Here is a 20,460-nt window from a genome sequence, read left to right on the forward strand (position 1 = left end):
GAGCCCGGGCCGGCGACAGCGCCGACGCGACGGGGCCGATCCGCGGCGCCGGTGAGCACTGTCAGCGGGATTCGCCGACACGGTCGGCGAGAATCTGGGCCCGGTCGGCGAATCAGTGCCTGCACACACGGTCTCGATCCGGTGCGTTTATCTCACATACCGGACATTCTGGGTCTAGCGTTGATCCATGACAGCCACCCCTGAGGCCGGTGCGCCGAGTACCGACCAACCCGAACTCAGACGCGTCCTCGGATGGAAGCTGCTGCTGCTCTTCATCATCGGCGACATCCTGGGCACCGGCGTGTACGCGCTCACCGGCCAGGTGGCCGGTGAGGTCGGCGGCGCCGCGTGGGTCCCGTTCCTGATCGCCTTCGCCGTCGCGACGCTGACCGCCTTCTCGTATCTCGAGTTGGTGACGAAGTACCCGCAGGCCGCGGGCGCGGCCCTCTATGTCCACAAGGCGTTCGGCGTCCACTTCATCACGTTCATCGTGCTGTTCACGGTGATGTGCTCGGGCATCACGTCGGCGACGACGGCCTCCCGGGCGTTCGCGGTGAACATGCTGACCGCGTTCAGCGGCGGCGACAAGCCCGACACCACCAGTCCGGCACTGCTCTTCTTCGCCATTGCCTTCCTCCTGGTGGTCATGTTCATCAACTTCCGTGGCGTCGCCGAGGGCGTGGGCATCAACGTGGTGCTCACCCTGGTCGAGTTGTCCGGTCTGCTGATGGTGATCTTCATCGGTTACTGGTTCATCGTCGGCGGCAACGCCGATCACTGGGATGCGGTGGTGGCCTTCGAGACCCCCGACGACAAGAACGTCTTCATCGCGATCACGGCGGCGACGTCCCTGGCGTTCTTCGCGCTCGTCGGATTCGAGGACTCGGTGAACATGGCCGAGGAGTGCAAGGAGCCGGTCCGCATCTTCCCCAAGGTGATGCTGAGCGGATTGGCGATCACCGCGGTGGTGTACGTGCTGATCTCGATCTGCGCGGTGGCGATCGTGCCGGTCGGCGTTCTCGCCGAGAGTGAGACGCCGCTCGTCGACGTGGTGCAGGCCGCCGCCCCCGACTTCCCGATCGGTGAACTGCTGCCGTGGATCTCGATGTTCGCCGTCGCCAACACCGCGCTCATCAACATGATGATGGCCAGCCGGTTGCTCTATGGCATGTCCAAGCAGGGCGTGCTGCCGGGCTTCCTCTCCTACGTCCACCCGGGTCGTCGGACACCCGTCGCGGCGATCATCTTCACCACCGTCATCGCCCTGTGCCTGCTCGTGTACGTCAGCGCGGACCCGGAGAGTTCGGTCGTCGGTCTGCTCGGCGGCACCACCGCGCTGCTACTCCTCGCCGTGTTCACCGTGGTGAACATCTCGGTCCTCGTGCTCCGCCGCAAGCCGGTGCAGCACAAGCATTTCCGCACCTGGACGCCCGTCGCCGTACTGGGCGCGGTGACGTGCGGCTACCTGACGCTGCCGGTCACCGGCCGCGACACGGAGCAGTACGTGATCGCCGGATGGCTCCTGTTGCTGGGCGTGATCCTGTGGGCGCTGACGTACTGGCACCACCGGCGTCGACACATCCCGGAGGGACATCTCGAAGAGGTGAACTGACGGGTCTCGATACGCACTCGGGCTACTCGACCAGCGAGATCTGTTCCCCGCTGGTCGAGTAGCCCGCGAGCCGCCAGGCGAACCGGCGTATCGAGACCACCTGCGTCCGAGGCTACTTCCGCAGATCCTTTCGCAGGATCTTGCCCGACGCCGATTTGGGGATGGCGTCGATGAACTCGACGGCGCGGACCTTCTTGTGCGGGGCGACCTTGGCCGCGACGAACTCGATGACCTCCTCGGCGGTCAGGTCGGTGTCGGCCTGGGCGACGACGAAGGCCTTCGGGATCTCCTCGCCCTCATCGTCGTTGACACCGATGACCGCGGTGTCGGCGATCTTCGGGTGGGTCAGCAGCAGGGCCTCGAGTTCGGCCGGCGGCACCTGGTAGCCCTTGTACTTGATGAGTTCCTTGAGCCGGTCGACGATGTAGACGCAGCCGGTCGGGTCGACCTGTGCCATGTCGCCGGTGTGCAGGTAACCGTCGGCATCGATGGTGTCGGCGGTGGCCTGCTCGTTGTTCAGGTATCCGAGCATCACGTTCGGCCCCTTCACCCACAGCTCACCGGGCTCGGAGAGCCCCTCGGACGGCAGGTCGATCTCGGCGCCGCTGGCCGGATCGACGATCTTGTTCTCCGAGTTGGGGATCGCCCAGCCGGTCGACGACAGCGGCGGGTCCTCGCGGCCCAGTGCAGCCTGGGTGTCGAACGGGATGAGGTGACTGACCGGCGACAACTCGCTCATGCCGTACCCCTGCAGCATGTGCAGGTTCAGCCGCTTGGCAACCGCCTTGCCCAGCTCGTCGTCCAGCGGCGCCGCACCCGACATCATCGTGTGCAGCGACGACAGGTCGTAGTTGTCGACGATGGGGTGCTTGGCCAGCGCGACCGCGACCGGCGGCGCGATGTAGGCGCTGGTGACCTTGTAATTCTGGATGTTCTCCAGGAACTCGACGAGGTCGAAGCGCGGCATGATGACCAGCCGGCCGCGGTTGTAGAGCGCGGCGTTGAGCAGCACCGTCATCCCGTAGATGTGGAAGAACGGGAGCACCGCGATCACCACGTCATCGGGAGTCATCCCCTGCAGCGGCTTGATCTGGGCGACGTTGGCGACCAGGTTGCGGTGGCTGAGCGCGACACCCTTCGGGTTGCCCGTGGTGCCGGAGCTGTACGGCAGCGCCGCGACATGGGTTGCCGGGTCGATCGTGACCTCCGGTGCCGGGAGATTCGGGCCCAGCAGGTCGACGGCATTGGGATGGCCGGTCGCCTTCTGGCCCTCACCGTCGAGCACGATGAGGTTCTCGTCGGAGATCCCGACCTCCTTGGCCGCGGCCGCGGCCTGCTCGAACATCGGCGAGATGGTGATCAGCATCTTCGCCTTCGAGTCCGTCAGCTGCTTCGCGATCTCCGGCGCGGTGAACAACGCATTGATCGTGGTGGCCGTGCCGCCCGCCCGCAGGATGCCGTGGAAGACCGTCGCGAACGCCGGGATGTTCGGGGACAGGACCCCCACCACGTCCCCCACCGCGATGCCACGCGCGGCCAAGGCGCCGGCCGCCGCATGGATCTGTCCGATCAACCGCCCGTAGGTCGTCTCGTCACCGGACTTCGGATCGACCAGCGCGACCCGATCGAGATCGGCATCGCTGATCGAACCGAACAGGAAGTCGTAGACACTCACATTCGGGATCTCGACATCGGGAAAAGGACTCGTGAAGCTCATGACACCTCCGTTGGGGGACTCCAGGAGAATCGTAGCAACACGCGTTGTCACGATTGACCTGAACACATGTCCGCATCGTCCGATTCACGCGAATCGGATTCTGCCTCGACAGCGCACCACTCTACGTGGCGGTACTCACCCGAACCCCCGACTGCGCGAAAATGACCGGCCCCTTTCAGCCGTATTGACAATCGATACTTGTACATCGATTATCGATATGTGAACGTCGATAAACGAGTGGTACTCGTCCTCCGAGCGGCGCTGCTCGTCTTCTTCGCGCTCCTGGTGGTCCTGCAGACACTGTCGCTACCCGGTCAGTTCGCGCACATGGCAACCGAATCCCCGGACATGGCGTACCTCCGCTGGCCGTCGACGGCGCTCGCCGCGTTCCTGATCCTCTGCGTCGAGATCGTGGTGATCTGCATCTGGCGACTGCTGACGCTCGTTCGCGGCGACCGGATCTTCACCGCCGCCTCGCTCATCTGGGTGGATGTGATCGTGTGGTCGATCGTGGCCGGCTGGATCGCCTTTGCCGCGGCCTTCCTCTACGTCGGTGTGCACGCCGACGACCCGGGCCTCCCACTGCTGATGTTCCTGTGCCTGGTCACCGCCGGAGTCCTCGGTCTGCTGATGGTGGTGATGCGCGCACTGCTGCGGCAGGCGACCGCGCTGCGCACGGACATGGATGCGGTCATCTGATGCCGATCGTGGTCCGGATCGACGTGGAGCTGGCCCGTCGAAAGATGAGTGTCGCCGAGTTCGCCGAGCGGGTCGGGCTGACCGCCGCCAACGTATCGGTGCTGAAGAACGGCCGAGCCAAGGCGATCCGATTCAGCACCCTCGAGGCCATGTGCCGCGTGCTCGACTGCCAGCCCGGCGATCTTCTCGAATTCGTGGACGAGTGAGCAGCCAGAGCGTCTCGACTCCCCGCATGGGCGACGCCAGATCTGCCGTGGCTCAGCTCTCGTCGTCCTCGGTGGCCGCCTCCGGCTGCTCACCCGCCCGATCCACGGCCGTGACGCCCGGCTCGTATCGCCCCTCGAGCGGCTCCCCCGGCTCCGGCAGCGCATCCTTGTCGATCAGGTGCTCGAACGCGAGCAGGTTCCGCAGCGACTCGCCCCGCGAGACGCGCCATGCCCACTCCCGCTGGATCGACGAGAGGAAACCGATCTCGAGAAGGGTGTTGAAGTCGCCGTCGGCGGCCTCGAGCACCTGCCCGAGCACGCGGTCGACCTCATCGGCGCTGAGCGCATCCCCCGAGATCCGACCCACCAGGTAGATGTCCCCGGTGTTGTCGATGGTGTAGGCCACGCCGTAGAGCCGACGATTGCGTCGGAGCAGATAGTGATAGACGCCCTCGTGGTTCTCGTCGGGTCGGCGGCAGACGAAGGCCTCGACCCGCACACCGTGTGGGCCCGCCGTCAGCAGGACGGTCGTCGTGAGCTTGCGCTCGCCGGGCAGCTCGAGGACGAGGTGATCGGCCTGCGCACCACCGGCGTCCTTGCGGCTGAACGGGATGTCCCGTTCGGCGAGCGTGGATTCGAGCAGGTCGACGATCTCGGCTTGGTTCACCCGTTCACCCTTGTTTGACGGTCATTCGTGGTCGGCGACGACGCCAGCGACGCGACCCCCGACGTACCGAGGCGGCGCCGGTCGTCCCCGGGTTGCGCGCCGCGAACGACGCCATCGCGTCGGAGTAGCTCGACAACAGCTGCGTCGCGGTGTGTTCCCAGGAGAACTGCTCGGCATGTGTGCGCGTGTTGCGCCGCATACCGGCGAGCCGGTCCGGGTCGTCGAGCAGTCCGCCGATCGCTGCGGTCCAGTCCTCGACGTCGTGTCCGTCGACGAGCAGCCCGGTGCGGCCGTCGGCGACCGCGACACTCAGGCCACCCACGTCGGCGGCGACCACCGGCGTCCCACACGCCTGCGCCTCGATCGCGACCAGTCCGAAGCTCTCCGAATAGCTGGGTACGGCAACGACATCCGACGCGCGATAGACCTGGGCGAGGCGATGCGACGGCTGTGGCGGCAGAAACGTGACGGCGTCGCTGATGCCCAGCTCGGCGGCGAGATCGATGAGCGCTGTCGGCTGCGCGAGGCCGGTGCCCGACGGACCGCCGACGACGAGTACACGCACGGGCCGGCCCACACGCCGAGACCGCTCGACGATCGGCGCGGCCGCGGCGAGGAGGACGTCGGGGGCCTTGAGCGGCTGGATGCGGCCGACGAAGGTCAGCACCGTCTCGTCGGGCCGCAGACCGAGTTCGGCGCGGGCCTCGTCACGTGGCCCCGGCGCATAGATGTCGAGGTCGGCACCCGGGGTGACGACGTCGATCCGTCCGCGGTCGGCGTGGTACATCGACATCAGTTCGGTCGCCTCGGTCTCGGTGTTGACCACCATCCGGTCGGCCTCGTCGACGACCTGCTGCTCACCGATCACCCGAAGCATCGGCTCCGCGGTGTCGCCCTTGGCCAACGACGCGTTCTTGACCGCCGCGAGGGTGTGGGCGGTGTGGACCAACGGCACACCCCAGCGGTCGCGCGCCAGCCAGCCCACCTGGCCGGACAGCCAGTAGTGCGAGTGGATGAGGTCGTAATAGCCGGGCTTGTGCATGGCCTCGGCTCGCAACACCCCCGCGGTGAAGGCACACAACTGGGCCGGCAGATCGCGCTTGTCCAGGCCCTCGAACGGCCCCGCGACGACGTTGCGAACGGTGACGCCGGGTGCCGCGGCGACGGTCGGCGCATCCGACGACGACGTCGCGCGGGTGAAGATCTCGACCTCGATGCCGCGCCGGGCCATGCGGGTGGCGGTCTGCCAGACGTAGACGTTCATGCCCCCGGCGTCGCCGGTACCCGGCTGGGCCAACGGCGAGGTGTGCACGGAGATGAGTGCGACTCGCCGCGGCAACGGGGGGCTGGTCATCCCACCAGCTTAGAGAAAGCGCCATCACCGCTCAGCGCGCCCGGGCACACCGCCCTTGTGCGCCGCCCGCACGTGGTTGACACTTGAGCCATTGTGTCTCATTGTCGATACATGACAGTCGATGTGTCCGAGGCCCGGTTCTCGCTCCGATCGGGTTCGACGTGGGCGGATCCCTACCCGATGTATGCCGCACTGCGACGGCACTGCCCGGTTCATCACGTCGAACCAGACAAGCCCGGGGACAGCGACGAACAGTTCGCCGACGGCGACTACTGGGTCCTCACCCGTCATGCCGATGTCCTCGCCGCGGCCAACGACGCGACGACGTTCTCGTCGGCCCAGGGACTCACCGTCGCCTACGGTGAACTCGACGCGATCGGGATGGCCGATCACCCGCCGATGGTGATGCAGGATCCGCCGGCCCACACCGCATTCCGCCGACTCGTGTCCCGGGGATTCACCCCGCGTCAGGTCATCGCGATCGAGCCGACGGTGCGCGAGTTCGTCCTCGATCGTCTCGAGCGCCTCCCCTCCGACGGTCCTGCGGATATCGTCGGCGAGTTGTTCAAACCACTGCCCAGTATGGTCGTCGCCCATTACCTCGGTGTGCCCGAGGAGGATTGGTCGCGGTTCGACGGATGGACGGAGGCCGTGGTCGGCGCGACGTCGGCCGCCGGTGGCATCGCAGGCGCGGGGTCTGCCGCCGAATCGGCGGGCGCCGCGACGATGGAGATGCTCGGCTACTTCACCGAACTCATCGAGTTCCGTAAGCGCCATCCCGCCGACGACACCGTCTCTGCGCTGGTCGCCGCCGGGTTGGCCGACGACCCCGGGGACCCGCACGGGCTGCTGTCCATCCTGGCGTTCACCTTCACCATGGTCGCCGGCGGCAACGACACCACGACCGGCATGCTCGGCGGCAGTGTTGCTCTGCTGCACAGCTTTCCGGATCAGCGACAGCGGCTCGTCGACGACCCGGAACTGATCCCCGGAGCCGTCGACGAACTACTTCGTCTCACCTCGCCGGTCCAGGGACTCGCCCGGACGACGACTCGCGACGTCCACTATCCGGACACCCCCGACGGCGGTGCCACGATCCCCGCAGGCCGGAAGGTGTTGTTGTGCTACGGGTCGGCGAACCGCGATCCGTCGGTGTACGGGCCGGACGCCGACGCGCTCGACGTCACCCGAGGCCCTCGCAACATCCTCACGTTCAGCCACGGAAACCACCACTGTCTCGGCGCCGCCGCGGCTCGGATGCAGGCTCGGGTGGCCCTCACGGAACTCCTCGCCCGGCACCCGCAGTTCACCGTCGACATCGACGGAATCCGTTGGGCAGAAGGAAATTACGTACGACGACCCACATACGTCGGCTTTCATGCCTGACATGCGCACAGCGGACTGGCTCGCGCCCGATCGCGCCGAACTCGGCACCCAGCGCATCCTCGACGTCGCGGAACGACTCTTCGTCGAGCACGGGGTCGCAGCCGTGACCATGCGTTCACTGGCCACGGCCGTCGGCTGTTCGCGTGCGACGCTGTACCGGCACTTCCCGGGAAAGTCCGAGGTGCTCGCCGCCTACGTCGAACGCGCGGCCGCACAGATGGGTGTCGCGATCGCCGGGGCCACCGGCGCCACGACCGACCCCGGAACACGGCTGATCTCCGCGGTCACGACGGCCGTCGAGGCGGTGCGGGCGAATCCGGCACTGTCGGCGTGGTTCGCGGCGGACACCGCCGGGGCGTCGTCGAACCTCGCACTGCTGTCCCCTGCGATCGAGGAGATCGTGCACGGCTTCCTCGCGGACATCCGCGCCGATGTCGGCGTGCGCGATCCCGATCCCGCCGATCTGCGCGAGCGCGGGCGATGGCTGGTCCGCGTGATCGTGTCCCTGCTGACCTCCCCCGGCGAGAATCCGGACGACGAGCGGGCCATGCTCGAACGCTTCGTCGTGCCGGTGATCCTCGGACCATGATCCGACCGCCGTGGAAAGTCTCGAGTCGGCGAGGCCGATCGGTGGATCCCGCTAGCGCGGCCGCCCGCGGTACTTGCGGTGATACTCGTCGTACAGATCGGCGTCACGCTCGCGTTCGATCTTCGTGACGAGTTCGGGATCCAGCCCGTGCTGCGTCAGCCGATACCGGCGGTACACGCGGTTCAGTGCGATCGAGAAGAAGATGTACGGCAACAGGATCGGAATGGTCATGTTGAGCCGGATGATGAAGTCGGTGGGGATGAACATCATCGGCGCGAGCAGGATCACGCACGGCACCGCCCAGCGCACGACCATCCGAACGGCCGCTCCCGGCCCGGCGAGATCGTTGGCGACCCAGTCGCGCATCGACGGCGGCAGCTTGGCCCCATAGGCGTACTTCACGTATTGCCAACCCTTGGGGCCCGTCAGACCGTCGCTCACGAATTCGATAGTACGCGATTGAATCGATGGCTATCCGTCGGGTTCGGACCTGACGCACCTCGCACCGGGGCGCTTCCGCTCAGCCGATTCGCCGTGCCGCCACGGCTTCCCCTACACTGCTTTCGGTAACGATTGTCATTTGCGTGAGGCGGAGAAGACGATGAGGCGAACACTGGCCACGACCGTGGCTCTGATCGGCGCGAGTGCGCTGGCCCTGGCCGGTTGCTCGGGTGGCGACGACGGCGGGGCCTCGTCCGGCACACCGACGGTCGTCACGTCCACCAACGTCTGGGGCTCAGTGGCCTCTGCCGTCGCCGGCGACAAGGCGACCGTCACGACCCTGTACACGAACGCCGAGGGCGACCCCCACGAGTTCGAGCCGTCCGCCGCCGACACCGCGAAGGTGTCCGACGCCGACGTCGTCGTGCTCAACGGTGGCGGTTACGACGCCTACATGGAGAAGGCGGTCGAGGGATCCGACATCCCGACGATCGACGCCTACGACATCTTCCAGGGCGATCACGGCCACGATTCGCAAGCCGGTTCCGACTCCGGCGACCACGATCATGGCGATCACGACCACGGCGATCAGAACGAGCACGTCTTCTACGACCTGCCCGTCGTCGCCGAGGTGGCCACCGACCTCGCGAACACGCTCGCCGAGAAGGACCCGGCCAACGCCGATGCGTACCGCGCCAACGCGGAGGCGTTCGGCACCAAGATCACCGGGCTGCGCGACGACCTCGCCACCATCAAGAAGGACCACGACGGCACCGAGGTCGCCCAGACCGAGCCCCTGGCCGGCTACATGCTGGCAGAGGCGGGTCTCGTCGACGCATCGCCCGCCGGGTTCACACAATCGGTCGAGGAGGGGCAGTCGCCGTCGGCGGCCGACCGCGCCGCGCTCGAGGATCTGCTCACCTCGAAGACCGTGCACGCCTTCATCTACAACACCCAGGCCGTCGACTCCGTCACCGAGGCGATGCTCTCCGTCGCCGAGCGGTCCGGCGTGCCGGTCGTGAAGTTCACCGAGACGTTGCCGGACGGCACCACCGACTACGTCGCGTGGCAGCAGAGCCAGATCGATGCGTTGAGTGCCGCGCTCGGGAACCATGCCGCACACTGATGTCATGACCGAACCCGCCCGGACCGACGTTCAGGTCGCGCGATTCGAGCAAGCCCGCCTCGGTTTCGGTTCGCGGGTGCTGTGGGACGACCTGAATCTCAGCATCTCCCGAGGTGAGTTCATCGCGGTCCTCGGCCCCAACGGATCCGGCAAGACCTCGTTCCTGCGGTGTCTGCTCGGCCAGTATCCCCTCGACGACGGGCGGCTCGAGGTCACCGACCGCATCGGCTACATCCCGCAGCAACACTCCGACGACGCCGACCCGATGGCGCTGCGCGGCCGCGACCTCGTCGGCTTCGGCGTCGACGGCGCCCGATGGGGTTTCGGATTGCGTGGGCGAGCGCGTCGTCGGCGACTGGTCGACGCCGCATTGGCGGAGGTGGGCGCCACGGCGTATGCCGAGGCCCCCATGGGCCTGCTCTCCGGCGGCGAGCAGCAGCGGCTCAGGGTCGCCCAGGCACTGACCGGGGACCCCACTCTGCTGCTGTGCGACGAGCCGCTGTCGAGCCTCGACCCCACCAATCAGCACCTCGTCGTCGAACTCATCGACGAACGTCGCCGGACGGCAGACACGGCCGTGGTGTTCGTGACCCACGAGATCAATCCCGTCCTGCCCTACGTCGATCGTGTGCTGTACCTGGTCGGCGGACGTTTTCGCATCGGCACACCCGACGAGGTGATGACCACCGCCACGCTCTCGAATCTGTACGGCAGCGACGTCGAGGTGCTCCGGGTCAACGGCCGGTTGCTCGTGATCGGTGGCGAGGACGCCCATCACTGCGATCATCGCCCCGAAACGCCTGCGCCGTCGGCGCAGGGGGCACACGGTGAGCGGACCACGCAGTCATGACCGTCGGCGCTCCCCTGGCCGCCGCACAGATCGAGATCAGCAAGCTCTGGGACTTCGGCGAGACCGGCTCCCTGCTCGAACGTGACTTCGTCCAGCAGTCACTGATCGCCATCGCCCTGCTGGGACTGCTCGGCGGAATCCTCGGGCCGCTCATCGTCGCCCGGCAGATGTCGTTCGCCGTGCATGGTGTGAGCGAGCTGTCGGTGACCGGCGCCGCGGCCGCCCTCCTGCTGGGCATCGGCATCAACGTCGGTGGCGTGGTCGGTGCCGTGGTGGCCGCCTCGGTATTCGGCTTCATGGGGAATCGTGCGCGCGAGCGCGACTCGGTCATCGGTGTGGTGATGGCGTTCGGCCTCGGACTCGGCGTGCTGTTCCTCTCGTTGTACGGCAGCGCGCGAACGGGTTTCGCGATGCTCACCGGCCAGGTGGTCAGCGTCGGGACCGGCGGTCTGACGGCCATCGCGATCACCACCGTCGTCGTGGTCGTCGGCATGGCGATCATCTATCGCCCGCTGCTGTTCGCCTCGCTCGATCCGCGGGTTGCGGGCGCACACGGCGTCCGGATTCGCCTGCTGTCGGTGGTGTTCGCGGTCCTCATGGGCCTGGCATGCGCGCAAGGCGTGCAGATCATCGGCGCGTTGCTGGTGATGTCGCTGATGATCACACCGGCGGCCGCAGCCGCCCGACTGACCGCCAACCCGACGACGGTGCTCGTGCTGTCGGTGGTGTTCGCCGAGGTGGCCGCTGTCGGCGGGCTGATCCTGTCCCTCGCACCCGGGCTCCCGGTGTCGGTGTTCGTCACCACCATCTCGTTCGTGATCTACGTCGTGTGCCGCGTCATGGGTCGTCGGCGGCAGTTCGTCACCCGCTGACCCGGGCCACCTCACCGCCTCACCACGCCTCACCACGTCGCCACCTCGCCACCTCACCGACCGTGTCCGAAAACTCGCCGATCGTGTCCAGAATTTCGCCGATCGTGCCCGGCCCCTTCGGTTTCGTCGGCGGCGTTCACGAGCTCGCAACTCTGTGGACCCGCTCGATGAAAATCTGGGCACGATCGGCGAGAAACAGGGCACGATCGGCGAGGGCTGGGCTAAGCCGGTCGGGCACGGTCGGCGAGAAACAGGGCACGATCGGCGAGGGCTGGGTTGACCCGGTCGGGCACGGTCGGGCACGGGGCGGCGAGGGCTGGGTTGACCCGGTCGGGCACGGTCGGGCGCGGTGGGTGGCCGGCAGGCAGGCCGGGGGTTCACTCCTCCGGAGCGCCCGGGTTGCACCGGGTTTGGATCATCACCTGGTCCGTGACGACGGGCCGCGACGGCTCGATGTTCCAACTCGGTTTGTCCGGTTGCACGGCGCGTGCGAAATCCCAGTGACAGTCGAACTGCGCGCGCATGCCCGGTGTGTCGGCGTCGGGTTCCATCCGCAGGACCTCCGCCCAGGCGATGTCGGCACCGTCTGGGTTCTCGGTGCGCCGACCGGCGGCGGTCGGATGGATCTGGAGGCTGGGTCCGACCGCGGTCTGCACCCACTCCACATACTCGACGTACGGCGGCGGCAGGACCGGGGTCGTCGGACGAGTCGCCGACGCGGTCTCAGGGCCGGCCGACGGCGCCGACGCCGACGACACGACCGATATCGCCGCGCTGCCACGGGTGCCGTCGCCACCGTTGCCGGATTCCGCCGATGAGCACGCCGCCGACGACAGGAGGCCCACCACGGCCAGCGACATCGCGGCGACCACGTGTCGGCGCCGGAACGCACGTGATTGAACGTCATCCATGACCGGAGACCCTATCGACGAGTAGCCTTCGGCTGTGGGAAGACTCCGTGTCGCCGCGCTCTGCGCCCTCCTGATCGTGACAGTCGTCGCGGCCGGGTGCGCCGATCCGTCCGGCACCAGAGCGCCGTCGAGCGAGTCGGCGTCCGCCGACGGAAAGCCTCGCGTCACCGCCACCGACACGCTGCTCCGACTCGACGGGCAGGCGTGGTGGCCCACCGGTTTCAACGCCTATCAACTGGGCACCGACTGGTCGGTCAACCGCGGATGCGGTGCGGCCGTCGACGTCGACGACTACTTCGATCGCCTCCCACCGCGCGCGTTGACGCGGATCAGCCTCTTCTCCATGTTCGCCGTCGACAAGAACAGCGGCCTGCTGGATTTCGGCCCTCTCGACGCGGTGTTCGCGGCGGCGAAACGTCATCGCCAGATGGTCCTGCCGGTACTGACTGGGGGCCCGGGCACCTGTGAGGACGACCGGTTCAAGGAACGCGACTGGTACGAATCGGGGTGGAAGACGCAAAAGTCGGTGGGCGGTCTGACCTTCGCCGACTGGATGCGCGCCGCGGTCACCCGCTGGCGCGGCGAGCCGAGCCTGGCGGGCTGGGAGATCGTCGGCGAGCCGGAAGCCAGTGTGTGCACGTCGGGCGGATGTGAGTGGCAGGTACGTGCGTGCCCGTCGGGCGGTGCCGAGGTGCTGCGCGACTTCTACGACGAGGCCGGCGCCCGACTGCGTTCCCTCGACGACCGCCACCTGGTGTTCTCCGGCTTCATCGGTGGTGATCAGTGCGGAATGGAGGGTGCCGATTATGCGAAAGTCGGCGCCTCCCCCGAGATCGACGTCCTCGACTTCCACGACTACGGAAGCGCTCCCACCGACTTCGGCCCCGCGGGCAGCGACCTGCCCACCCGACTGGGCCAGGCGCGGTCCCTGCAGAAGCCGCTGATCGTCGGCGAGATGGGCATCAAGGCCGGCACCTGCCTCTCGTTACCCGATCGCGCAGATCAGTTCCGCCGCAAGATCACCGCGCAACGCGAGGCGGGGACCGCCGCCGCGCTGTTGTGGGCGTTCGTCCCGGACCCACGGCCCGACGACTGCACCTTCGACATCGGATACGACGGTCCGGCCTGGCAGGTCGTGACCGATCTGGTCCGATGACCGGACTGGCACTCCCGACCCAAAGCCGCCCCGCTCGGCCGGCACCGACGTCGGTCCTGGCCGGAGGGCATCAGTTGACGCCGCCACCGCCGAGCAGATCGGCCGCCGGCGTCACGCGATAGATCCGCCAATTGGGCAGATCCTCACCCTGATTGCGGGCCTCGAGCACCAGCACCGACACCTGTGCGCCGTTCTCGTAGAGCGTCGGGAAGCGGATGTTGAGCGCATCCGACTCGCCGCGTCCGGTACGCGGGACGGCGAGCATGTACTGGACACCGTGTGCTGCCGGATCGTTGAGGATCTCGGTGAAGTCCTGATCCGATGGGATCACGAACTGCTTCGGACGGGCCGACTGCGCGATCACGGCAAACCCGTAGACGGTGTCGCAGAGCACGCTGCCGTCGGGGAGGTTCAGGCTGTCGAGGTACTGCGCGATCGACCGTTCGGTCGAGAAGGAGCGGACGACGCGCTGCGCGTCGAGCGTCTTCTTGTCCACCGCATGGGGATTCGGCATGACGATACTCTGCAGGGCGAACTCCTGCGGGGCGTACTTCGGTGACGTCATCCCGTAGGCGGTCACCGGTATGGCGACGACCATCGTGACGATGGCGATCGCCGTCAGTGCACGCACCTGCCGCCGATGTCCGGTGACCACCGGTGGGATCTGGGCGTGCGGGCCGAGGCGACGCCGCGGTAGGGCTCGTCTCGCCGGGACCGCGAGCAGGGCGATGATCGCGGCGAGCAGGATGACCGTCATGTAGAACCGGAGGAACCCGAACGTGGATCCCTTGGAGTAGCTGTAGATCTGGAAGACCAGCACACCGCCGATGAGTGGCAAGGGCGCCAGTAGCGGATACAACCGATGCCGCCGCCGGCGGACGGCCAGCACGATCACCAGCAGAAGCGGGAAGAGCGGCGCGAGAATGGTGAGTTCGACGATGGAGAACTGCAGGGCACGCGTGGCCGTGTCGGATCCGCTGCCGCCGGATTCGGCGATGATCGACGAGTTGCCGTACTCGGAGGTGAACTGCGCGAACAGATTGCCGGTGATGAGCCAGCTCGTCAACGCCCAGATCACGAAGGCGACGAAGGCCGGCAGCGCGACGAGCGCGACGTCGAGCAGGACGCGCATGACCCGGTCGGTGCGATCGGGCCGTCGGTAACTGACGATCGCCACCAGCAGTCCGGCGCCGAGAGCCGCGGCGGCGCCGTCATATCGGGTCAGGTAGGCGAATCCGAGCGCCATGCCCGCTGTCACGAGATCGTGCACGTCGTCGGTGTCGGCCCATCGGATCCCGCGCCGCACCGCCCATGCCAGGAAGAACAGGTAGGGCGCCTCACTCATACCGTTGGCGGCATAGAAGACGATCATCGGATTGATCGCATAACACGCGGTGACCGCGATCGAGATCGTCGGGGACAGACCGCGATCGCGGGCGATGCCGGACACCTGGATGACCGACCCGGCCATGAACGCCGACGACATCACGGCCGCCGACAACGCCGACGTGGTCATGGCGGGGAACAGCGGGGTGAGCGCTGTCAGCGGGAGCTGGATGATCGCGGTCAGCGGGGTGAAGATGAAACCGATGGCCGACAGGTGCGGATCGCGACTGAACAACACGCTCTGCGCCGACTGCACCCGAGAGAGCGAGTCGCCCACGTACAGACGGACATCGGCCGCCAGGTAGACGCCGACGGCGAGGTAGAGCAGCCACACGACGACGAACAGTCCGATGATCCGGCGTCGGCTCATGGCGTACCGCCATCGGTCTGCGGGACAGGGTCCGCACCCGCCACCGCATCGCCACCATCGGCGGTCTCCTTGGAGCCGGCGGCCAGACCGTGAAAGGTCTTCTCCCAGTAGGACGGATTGACCAGCATCTGCCACATGCCCTTGATCGCCGCCACACTCATCATCACCCAGTACACCGGCACCAGCAGGGCCGACCACATCAGGCCGCTGCGGCCGTCCTCACGGATCGCGACCAGGTTCATGTAGATCGCGGCGCCGTTGCCGAAGATCAGCGAGATAAGAGACAGGTAGTAGATGGGACCGGGGAAGATGTCGGCGAACACCTTGGGTTGCCCGGCGATCCAGACCACCATGATCAGCCAGAACACCATGTTCATACAGGCGATGAGCGGTGTGCCGGCGATCAGCAGGGTGAACCGGTACCAGGCTATCGGACCCAGGATCCGCCACAGGTCCACCGGCCGGCGCATGTGCACCAGCCAGGTCTGCATGTAGCCCTTGTACCAGCGGGACCGCTGTCGGACCCAGTTGATCGCGTCCACGTTCGCCTCTTCGAGGGTGAGTGAATCCAGGACCGCGGTCCGATAGCCGTTGCCGGCGATGCGAACTCCGAGATCGGCGTCCTCGGTGACGTTGAACGGATCCCACGCGCCGATGTCGTCGAGAACCTGCCGGAGGAAGTGATTCGACGTGCCGCCCAACGGGATCGGGGCACGACTGGCCATCAGGCCCGGAAGCAGATAGCTGAACCAGATCCCGTAGTCGGCGACGAACCACTCGGTGAGGATGTTGTCGCGGGCGTTGTGGAAGTTGAGTTTTCCCTGGACACAGACGACGGTCTCGTCCTCGGCTCGGAATGCCGCGACTGCCCGGCGCAACTGCAATGGGTCCGGCAGGTCCTCGGCGTCGTAGATCGCGACGATGTCACCGGTGGCGAAATGCAGACCGTAGTTGCACGCCTTCGGCTTCGTGCGGGGGTCGGCAGGCGGCACGAGCACGACGGTGACCAGGTCATGCGATCCCATGTCCCGGGCCGCCTCGATCGTCGGCTCGTCGTCGGCCTCGAGGAGGAGCAGCACCTGGAGCTTGTCGTGGGGATACTCCAGCGACTCCATCGCGGCGATCAGGTCGCCGACGACCTCCGGTTCGCCGTAGGCCGGGACCAGGACCGTGTACGGCGGAAGGTCGTCGTCGGGGATCGCCCGCGCCTGCTCGTCGGGGATCACGATGGCGCCGTTGACCAGGCCGCGCCGGAAGATGGTCAGCCGGTCGATGAGGGCGAGGATGTAGACGATCGTCGCGATCGACACGAGCCCGGCGATGGTCGGGATCGGGAACAGCACGAGCAGGACGACGATCGCCACGGCGCCGACCGCGCCGAGTATCTTCTGCCCGCGGCTGAACGGCAGCGACGCCGTCATCTGCGGATCGATGTCGCGGAGCCGCTCGACGGCGTCGTAGAGCGCGGCCTCGCGGTAATCCGGGTCGGCGAGCAATTCGGCGACCTCGCGGTCGTTGCGCGGGGTCATCGGGTGTCGTCCTCACCGATCGCGTCGACCTGCGCGTTGATCAGGTCGCCCGCCGTCTGCACCAGCAGGTCACGATCCTTGAACTGTGGATCGAGATCAACCGTGACCGAGTTGCCGCGGAAGAGCACGGTGACAAAGGTGTTGAGGTTGCGCGCGACCGTCATCTCCGGCCGCGGGAACTCGGCGTCGGCGTCGTGGTTGTCGACTGCGATGACCGTGACCCGTTGCGTCGTCGTCCCGTTGTTCCATTGCCAGAAGATCCGGTTGAAGGTCAGATAACTCTGATCGTCGACGACGGTCTGCAGGTGCCCGGTCACCCCGTGCGGGAGCGCGACGGGTTGCGACTCACTGATGCGATCCCCGACGAGGTCGTAGACGAAGGTGAAGGGGTAGACGTCGAAGCGCAGCGGATAGCGCGTCTCGATGGCGTTGACGACGACCTTGCGCGGCCGCGCGAACTTGTCGAAGGCCAGACTTCCCTTGGCCTGGAAGAGGTCCTGGGTCGTCATGATCGATCCACGACCGTACAGACGGGTGATCCAGTTGTACTCGTTGACATCACCGGCCACCCAGTTGGACGGCACGACGAGCGGAGGGCGGGTGTCGAGTCCCGGCACCTCGGTGTTCTCGGTGGTGCCGAAGCTCGGGATCGGGATGAAGAACATCCCCACGGCGAACACCACGATCACCCAGCCGGGGCGCCCCACCCGCGGAACGGAGACATCGATCATGTCGCGACCGAGCGGAGTCCACGAATCCTTGTGGCGCCGACGATAATCCACGTAGAGCCATGCACTGGCCACGAGCGCCGCACCCACACACGGAAGGGTCTGATAGACCCAGCCCGGAGCGGTCGGATGGAAGGTGCGCAAGCCGACGAGGGTGATGATCCCGACCGTCGTGGTGATCGCGGCCCCCAGCAGTCCTCGTCGCAGAGTGCGGCCGGTGGCCACGCCACTCGCCACTGCGCCGAAGGCGATCATCACACCGCCGGCCGCCCACGGTCCACCTCCGAGGAGGAGTACTTCGACCCGGTAGGGCACCGGGAAGATCATCAGCAGCAGCAACCACGGCCACTTGTAGCGAGCCACCGGGCGTAACCCGAACACGAGGATGCAGCTGCCGAGGAGGAACAGCCACAGCGAGAGCAGATCGACGTGGGTGGTGAGGTAGGACGTGGCATAGCGGAGGTTCATGACCGAGAACGTCAACGACACGATCAGGACGATGATCCCGACGATGACGTCGGTCTGACGATCCCGGATCGGCAGCTCGTCGCCGCGCCGCCACGAGGTGCCGATGGCGGCGATGACGACGAGCAGGACGACCGCCGGCAGATACGTGATGGCGGTCTGCGCGCGCATCTCGATCACCAGGGCGCCCAATGTCGGCCAGAACGCGACCACCGTCGCCACCAGCACGAGCGTCCACCGCAGGGCGATCGTCGCCGACGTGTTGCCCGCCAACCGCTCTCGGAAGCCGGGACCACGCGCCGCCGGGGTTGGCGCGGCGTCGGTCAGTGTCATCCGGCAGCCGACCGCCCGCGACGACGACGCACGAGCAGTGTGCCGCCGATCACCGCGCCGACCAGGATCACCGCGCCGACCAGGACGCCGACGATGGTGCCCCACGAGCCCGTCGAGCCGGAATCGTCACTCTCCGGGTTCACCGCCGTCGAGTTCACCGCGACGGGGTCGTTGTCGGCGATCTTCAGGATCGCGTCACCGTCAACCGCTGCCCACCTCTGATCGGTGGACAGATAGTCCAGCAGCGAGTCGAGATCACCGGCATCGTTGGTGGAGGTGGCGACCAGGACACTCCGGTCACCCGATCGAGTCACCTCGAGAGCGCCGAAGCTGATACCGGGGTCCAGCGTCACCGACGACGACCCGCCGCCCGGTGAGACGACGCTGAGCTTGCGCCCATCGGCGCGCAACGGCAGATCCAGCGACGGCAGCCCCGTCCCGTCCGCCGCGATCAGGATCGCGGGTTGCCCGGAGGACGACGCCGAGTCCATCGACACCACGTCGATCCCCAACGGCACCGCCGACATCCCCTGCAATCCGGCGGCGATCGACACCGCCCGGGACACGTCGCCGGCATCACCCTTGGTCCAGGCGAGTTGGGTTCGTGGCATCAACGACTGGGGCAGCGATTGGAAACCCTGCGGCTGGGGCGGATCGGCCGCCTCGGACCGGACCTCTCCGGACGAGCTGAGGCTCAAGGTGCTGCGGTAGCCGTTGCCACAACCCTCACTCAGATCGCCACGTTGCAACACGAGGGAGATCGGCGTGTAGCGGCGGACGACGTCGTCGGGGATGTCGACCCACTGGTTGTACGAACCGGACTCGTCGGTGGGGATCGTCGCGATGGTGCGATCGCCCGAACGCACCGCGATGAGACCGTCACTGTCGCGTGGGCCGGGACTGTAGGAGCCCGACAGTTGGACGCTGATGCCCTTCGACGGACGACCGAGTCTGGTCTGGTCGATCCCGAAGTCGATGGTCGGCCAGGCCGCCGACGTGACCGACTGATCGCCGATGCCCAGGTCACCGAGGGTCTGCACCGACGGCGCGATCTGCGGCGCGTTGTGCAGCGCTCCCGCCACCGCAGCCGAACTCAGGGCGATGGGAGCCATGTTCGACGTGAGGAACTGGGTCTGGGTGACGAGTTCGTCGGCCGAGCCGCCGATGACGAGATACGCGGACCCGTCGTTGGGCTGAAGCGACAGACCGGGATTCGCCTGCGTGTTGATGACGATCTGGCGTTCGAGTGGTCCGGGAACGGTCGGCGGGGTCATGTTCGATCGCGGCAGCGCGACGGTTCGGACCGGGACCTGCGCGGCGCCATAATTCGCCACCACGGCCGTGGCGAGGTTGACCGCTGCCGCACCCTCTGCCTGCTGCACGTCGTCGGGGATGTAGATCGTCAGCCCGCGCAGGATCGGCGGCAGGAACTCGGCCACCGAATCCGGGATCGCCTCCCGGCCCGTGTAGGAAACGGTCGCATTGACCATCCGAAATGCGTTCTCGGGGTCGAATTGACAGAGACCCTGGACCCGGAGGTATGCCCGCAGGACGATATCGGCGGCATTCTGGTCGACACGCAATCCGCGCAGCGGCAATTCGATCGGGGAATTGGGCTCGGGATTGATCGGGGTCCGCGAGATCAAGCGTTCGTCCTGCAGGACATCGACGCTGCCGCCGGTCACGAACGCCGGCAGCTCGGACAGGCCGCGGAGCACGGACGGCGTGAGGTTCTGCGGCACCGGCAGCTTCATGCTGACCTCACCCTGCTGACCTGGGAAGGAGATCGTCGACGACGACCCGAGATCCTGCAGACTCAACGGTGGTGGCGGGTCACCCGGAGCTGCCGCGGACGGTGCTGCGAAGCCGATGAGGGAGGCGATCACCGCCGCGACGGCGATGACGACCGAAACTCTGCGGCTTCCACGGCGAGAACTCTGGCGCACAACCATCGGGCCCTTTCAGACATGATGCGCGGATACTCGGCGGCACAACATACTCCACTGGATCTTCCAGAAAGAAACTATCGGAACAAGCGGGCATCGGCATCGCCAATCGGCGGA

General features: G+C 67.0%; 18 protein-coding genes. 9 read left to right on the forward strand and 9 right to left on the reverse strand.

Annotated features, from left to right (window positions below):
• Window positions 1-187 precede the first annotated feature (187 nt).
• Window positions 188-1,612, forward strand: coding sequence for an APC family permease (locus tag EEB19_RS14480; protein WP_187587384.1), 1,425 nt, complete (start codon window positions 188-190; stop codon window positions 1,610-1,612).
• Window positions 1,613-1,724: 112 nt separating this feature from the next.
• Here the strand turns inward: EEB19_RS14480 and EEB19_RS14485 are convergent, their stop codons facing one another.
• Window positions 1,725-3,329 (reverse strand): AMP-binding protein, encoded by a 1,605-nt coding sequence (locus EEB19_RS14485; protein WP_187587386.1) that lies wholly within the window; start codon window positions 3,327-3,329, stop codon window positions 1,725-1,727.
• A gap of 219 nt (window positions 3,330-3,548) precedes the next feature.
• Between EEB19_RS14485 and EEB19_RS14490 the strand changes: the two genes are divergently transcribed.
• Together EEB19_RS14490 and EEB19_RS14495 are read left to right on the forward strand one after the other, a co-directional pair.
• The gene (locus tag EEB19_RS14490) at window positions 3,549-4,028 is read left to right on the forward strand and encodes a DUF2975 domain-containing protein (RefSeq protein WP_187587388.1); all 480 of its coding nucleotides are present in this window, start codon (window positions 3,549-3,551) and stop codon (window positions 4,026-4,028) included.
• The gene (locus tag EEB19_RS14495; protein ID WP_187587390.1) at window positions 4,028-4,234 is read left to right on the forward strand and encodes a helix-turn-helix transcriptional regulator; all 207 of its coding nucleotides are present in this window, start codon (window positions 4,028-4,030) and stop codon (window positions 4,232-4,234) included. Before EEB19_RS14490 ends, EEB19_RS14495 begins: the two co-directional genes overlap by 1 nt.
• A gap of 52 nt (window positions 4,235-4,286) precedes the next feature.
• On the opposite strand, the gene EEB19_RS14500 is transcribed toward EEB19_RS14495, so the two are convergent.
• Both EEB19_RS14500 and mshA read right to left on the reverse strand, forming a co-directional pair.
• Entirely contained in the window at window positions 4,287-4,901 is a 615-nt protein-coding gene (locus EEB19_RS14500; protein ID WP_187587392.1) for a YbjN domain-containing protein, read from the reverse strand.
• 4 nt (window positions 4,902-4,905) lie between these two features.
• Complete coding sequence (gene mshA / locus EEB19_RS14505) at window positions 4,906-6,255, reverse strand: D-inositol-3-phosphate glycosyltransferase (RefSeq protein WP_187587394.1); 1,350 nt, start codon at window positions 6,253-6,255, stop codon at window positions 4,906-4,908.
• 111 nt (window positions 6,256-6,366) lie between these two features.
• Between mshA and EEB19_RS14510 the strand changes: the two genes are divergently transcribed.
• Together EEB19_RS14510 and EEB19_RS14515 are read left to right on the forward strand one after the other, a co-directional pair.
• The gene (locus tag EEB19_RS14510; RefSeq protein WP_187587396.1) at window positions 6,367-7,641 is read left to right on the forward strand and encodes a cytochrome P450; all 1,275 of its coding nucleotides are present in this window, start codon (window positions 6,367-6,369) and stop codon (window positions 7,639-7,641) included.
• A gap of 1 nt (window position 7,642) precedes the next feature.
• Entirely contained in the window at window positions 7,643-8,230 is a 588-nt protein-coding gene (locus EEB19_RS14515; protein ID WP_316245473.1) for a TetR/AcrR family transcriptional regulator, read from the forward strand.
• A 51-nt stretch (window positions 8,231-8,281) separates the two neighbouring features.
• Here the strand turns inward: EEB19_RS14515 and EEB19_RS14520 are convergent, their stop codons facing one another.
• Entirely contained in the window at window positions 8,282-8,671 is a 390-nt protein-coding gene (locus EEB19_RS14520; RefSeq protein WP_187587400.1) for a DUF5313 domain-containing protein, read from the reverse strand.
• Window positions 8,672-8,831: 160 nt separating this feature from the next.
• On the opposite strand from EEB19_RS14520, the gene EEB19_RS14525 reads away from it, so the two are divergent.
• Genes EEB19_RS14525 through EEB19_RS14535 form a run of 3 tightly spaced genes read left to right on the forward strand, consistent with a single transcriptional unit; the run spans window position 8,832 to window position 11,519 of the window.
• Complete coding sequence (locus EEB19_RS14525; RefSeq protein ID WP_187587402.1) at window positions 8,832-9,797, forward strand: metal ABC transporter solute-binding protein, Zn/Mn family; 966 nt, start codon at window positions 8,832-8,834, stop codon at window positions 9,795-9,797.
• 4 nt (window positions 9,798-9,801) lie between these two features.
• Entirely contained in the window at window positions 9,802-10,647 is an 846-nt protein-coding gene (locus tag EEB19_RS14530; protein WP_187587404.1) for a metal ABC transporter ATP-binding protein, read from the forward strand.
• Window positions 10,644-11,519 (forward strand): metal ABC transporter permease, encoded by an 876-nt coding sequence (locus EEB19_RS14535; RefSeq protein WP_187587406.1) that lies wholly within the window; start codon window positions 10,644-10,646, stop codon window positions 11,517-11,519. Before EEB19_RS14530 ends, EEB19_RS14535 begins: the two co-directional genes overlap by 4 nt.
• 377 nt (window positions 11,520-11,896) lie before the next feature.
• Here the strand turns inward: EEB19_RS14535 and EEB19_RS14540 are convergent, their stop codons facing one another.
• Window positions 11,897-12,430 (reverse strand): DUF2599 domain-containing protein, encoded by a 534-nt coding sequence (locus EEB19_RS14540; protein WP_187587408.1) that lies wholly within the window; start codon window positions 12,428-12,430, stop codon window positions 11,897-11,899.
• A gap of 34 nt (window positions 12,431-12,464) precedes the next feature.
• Between EEB19_RS14540 and EEB19_RS14545 the strand changes: the two genes are divergently transcribed.
• Window positions 12,465-13,586, forward strand: coding sequence for a beta-mannosidase (locus tag EEB19_RS14545; RefSeq protein ID WP_187587410.1), 1,122 nt, complete (start codon window positions 12,465-12,467; stop codon window positions 13,584-13,586).
• A 70-nt stretch (window positions 13,587-13,656) separates the two neighbouring features.
• On the opposite strand, the gene EEB19_RS14550 is transcribed toward EEB19_RS14545, so the two are convergent.
• From EEB19_RS14550 to EEB19_RS14565, 4 genes are read right to left on the reverse strand one after another with little or no spacing between them, the layout of a single operon-like run.
• Entirely contained in the window at window positions 13,657-15,342 is a 1,686-nt protein-coding gene (locus EEB19_RS14550) for a glycosyltransferase family 39 protein (RefSeq protein WP_187587412.1), read from the reverse strand.
• A complete protein-coding gene (locus EEB19_RS14555; RefSeq protein ID WP_187587414.1) occupies window positions 15,339-16,871 on the reverse strand; it encodes a glycosyltransferase in 1,533 nt (510 codons plus the stop codon). Before EEB19_RS14555 ends, EEB19_RS14550 begins: the two co-directional genes overlap by 4 nt.
• The gene (locus EEB19_RS14560; protein WP_187587416.1) at window positions 16,868-18,397 is read right to left on the reverse strand and encodes an archaeosortase/exosortase family protein; all 1,530 of its coding nucleotides are present in this window, start codon (window positions 18,395-18,397) and stop codon (window positions 16,868-16,870) included. The genes EEB19_RS14555 and EEB19_RS14560 overlap by 4 nt, the downstream gene beginning before the upstream one ends.
• Entirely contained in the window at window positions 18,394-20,349 is a 1,956-nt protein-coding gene (locus tag EEB19_RS14565) for a cellulose biosynthesis cyclic di-GMP-binding regulatory protein BcsB (protein ID WP_262365669.1), read from the reverse strand. The genes EEB19_RS14560 and EEB19_RS14565 overlap by 4 nt, the downstream gene beginning before the upstream one ends.
• Window positions 20,350-20,460 lie beyond the last annotated feature (111 nt).

Origin of the sequence: Gordonia sp. OPL2 (assembly GCF_003797825.1) — a bacterium.
In the GTDB taxonomy this organism is placed as follows: domain Bacteria; phylum Actinomycetota; class Actinomycetes; order Mycobacteriales; family Mycobacteriaceae; genus Gordonia.

Excerpts from the sequence above, each read along its gene's own strand:
- EEB19_RS14480 (WP_187587384.1), top strand. The coding sequence starts at position 188 with ATGACAGCCACCCCTGAGGCCGGTGCGCCGAGTACCGACCAACCCGAA.
- EEB19_RS14485 (WP_187587386.1), bottom strand. The coding sequence starts at position 3,329 with ATGAGCTTCACGAGTCCTTTTCCCGATGTCGAGATCCCGAATGTGAGT.
- EEB19_RS14495 (WP_187587390.1), top strand. The coding sequence starts at position 4,028 with ATGCCGATCGTGGTCCGGATCGACGTGGAGCTGGCCCGTCGAAAGATG.
- mshA (WP_187587394.1), bottom strand. The coding sequence starts at position 6,255 with ATGACCAGCCCCCCGTTGCCGCGGCGAGTCGCACTCATCTCCGTGCAC.
- EEB19_RS14510 (WP_187587396.1), top strand. The coding sequence starts at position 6,367 with ATGACAGTCGATGTGTCCGAGGCCCGGTTCTCGCTCCGATCGGGTTCG.
- EEB19_RS14515 (WP_316245473.1), top strand. The coding sequence starts at position 7,643 with ATGCGCACAGCGGACTGGCTCGCGCCCGATCGCGCCGAACTCGGCACC.
- EEB19_RS14525 (WP_187587402.1), top strand. The coding sequence starts at position 8,832 with ATGAGGCGAACACTGGCCACGACCGTGGCTCTGATCGGCGCGAGTGCG.
- EEB19_RS14530 (WP_187587404.1), top strand. The coding sequence starts at position 9,802 with ATGACCGAACCCGCCCGGACCGACGTTCAGGTCGCGCGATTCGAGCAA.
- EEB19_RS14535 (WP_187587406.1), top strand. The coding sequence starts at position 10,644 with ATGACCGTCGGCGCTCCCCTGGCCGCCGCACAGATCGAGATCAGCAAG.
- EEB19_RS14540 (WP_187587408.1), bottom strand. The coding sequence starts at position 12,430 with ATGGATGACGTTCAATCACGTGCGTTCCGGCGCCGACACGTGGTCGCC.
- EEB19_RS14550 (WP_187587412.1), bottom strand. The coding sequence starts at position 15,342 with ATGAGCCGACGCCGGATCATCGGACTGTTCGTCGTCGTGTGGCTGCTC.
- EEB19_RS14555 (WP_187587414.1), bottom strand. The coding sequence starts at position 16,871 with ATGACCCCGCGCAACGACCGCGAGGTCGCCGAATTGCTCGCCGACCCG.
- EEB19_RS14560 (WP_187587416.1), bottom strand. The coding sequence starts at position 18,397 with ATGACACTGACCGACGCCGCGCCAACCCCGGCGGCGCGTGGTCCCGGC.
- EEB19_RS14565 (WP_262365669.1), bottom strand. The coding sequence starts at position 20,349 with ATGGTTGTGCGCCAGAGTTCTCGCCGTGGAAGCCGCAGAGTTTCGGTC.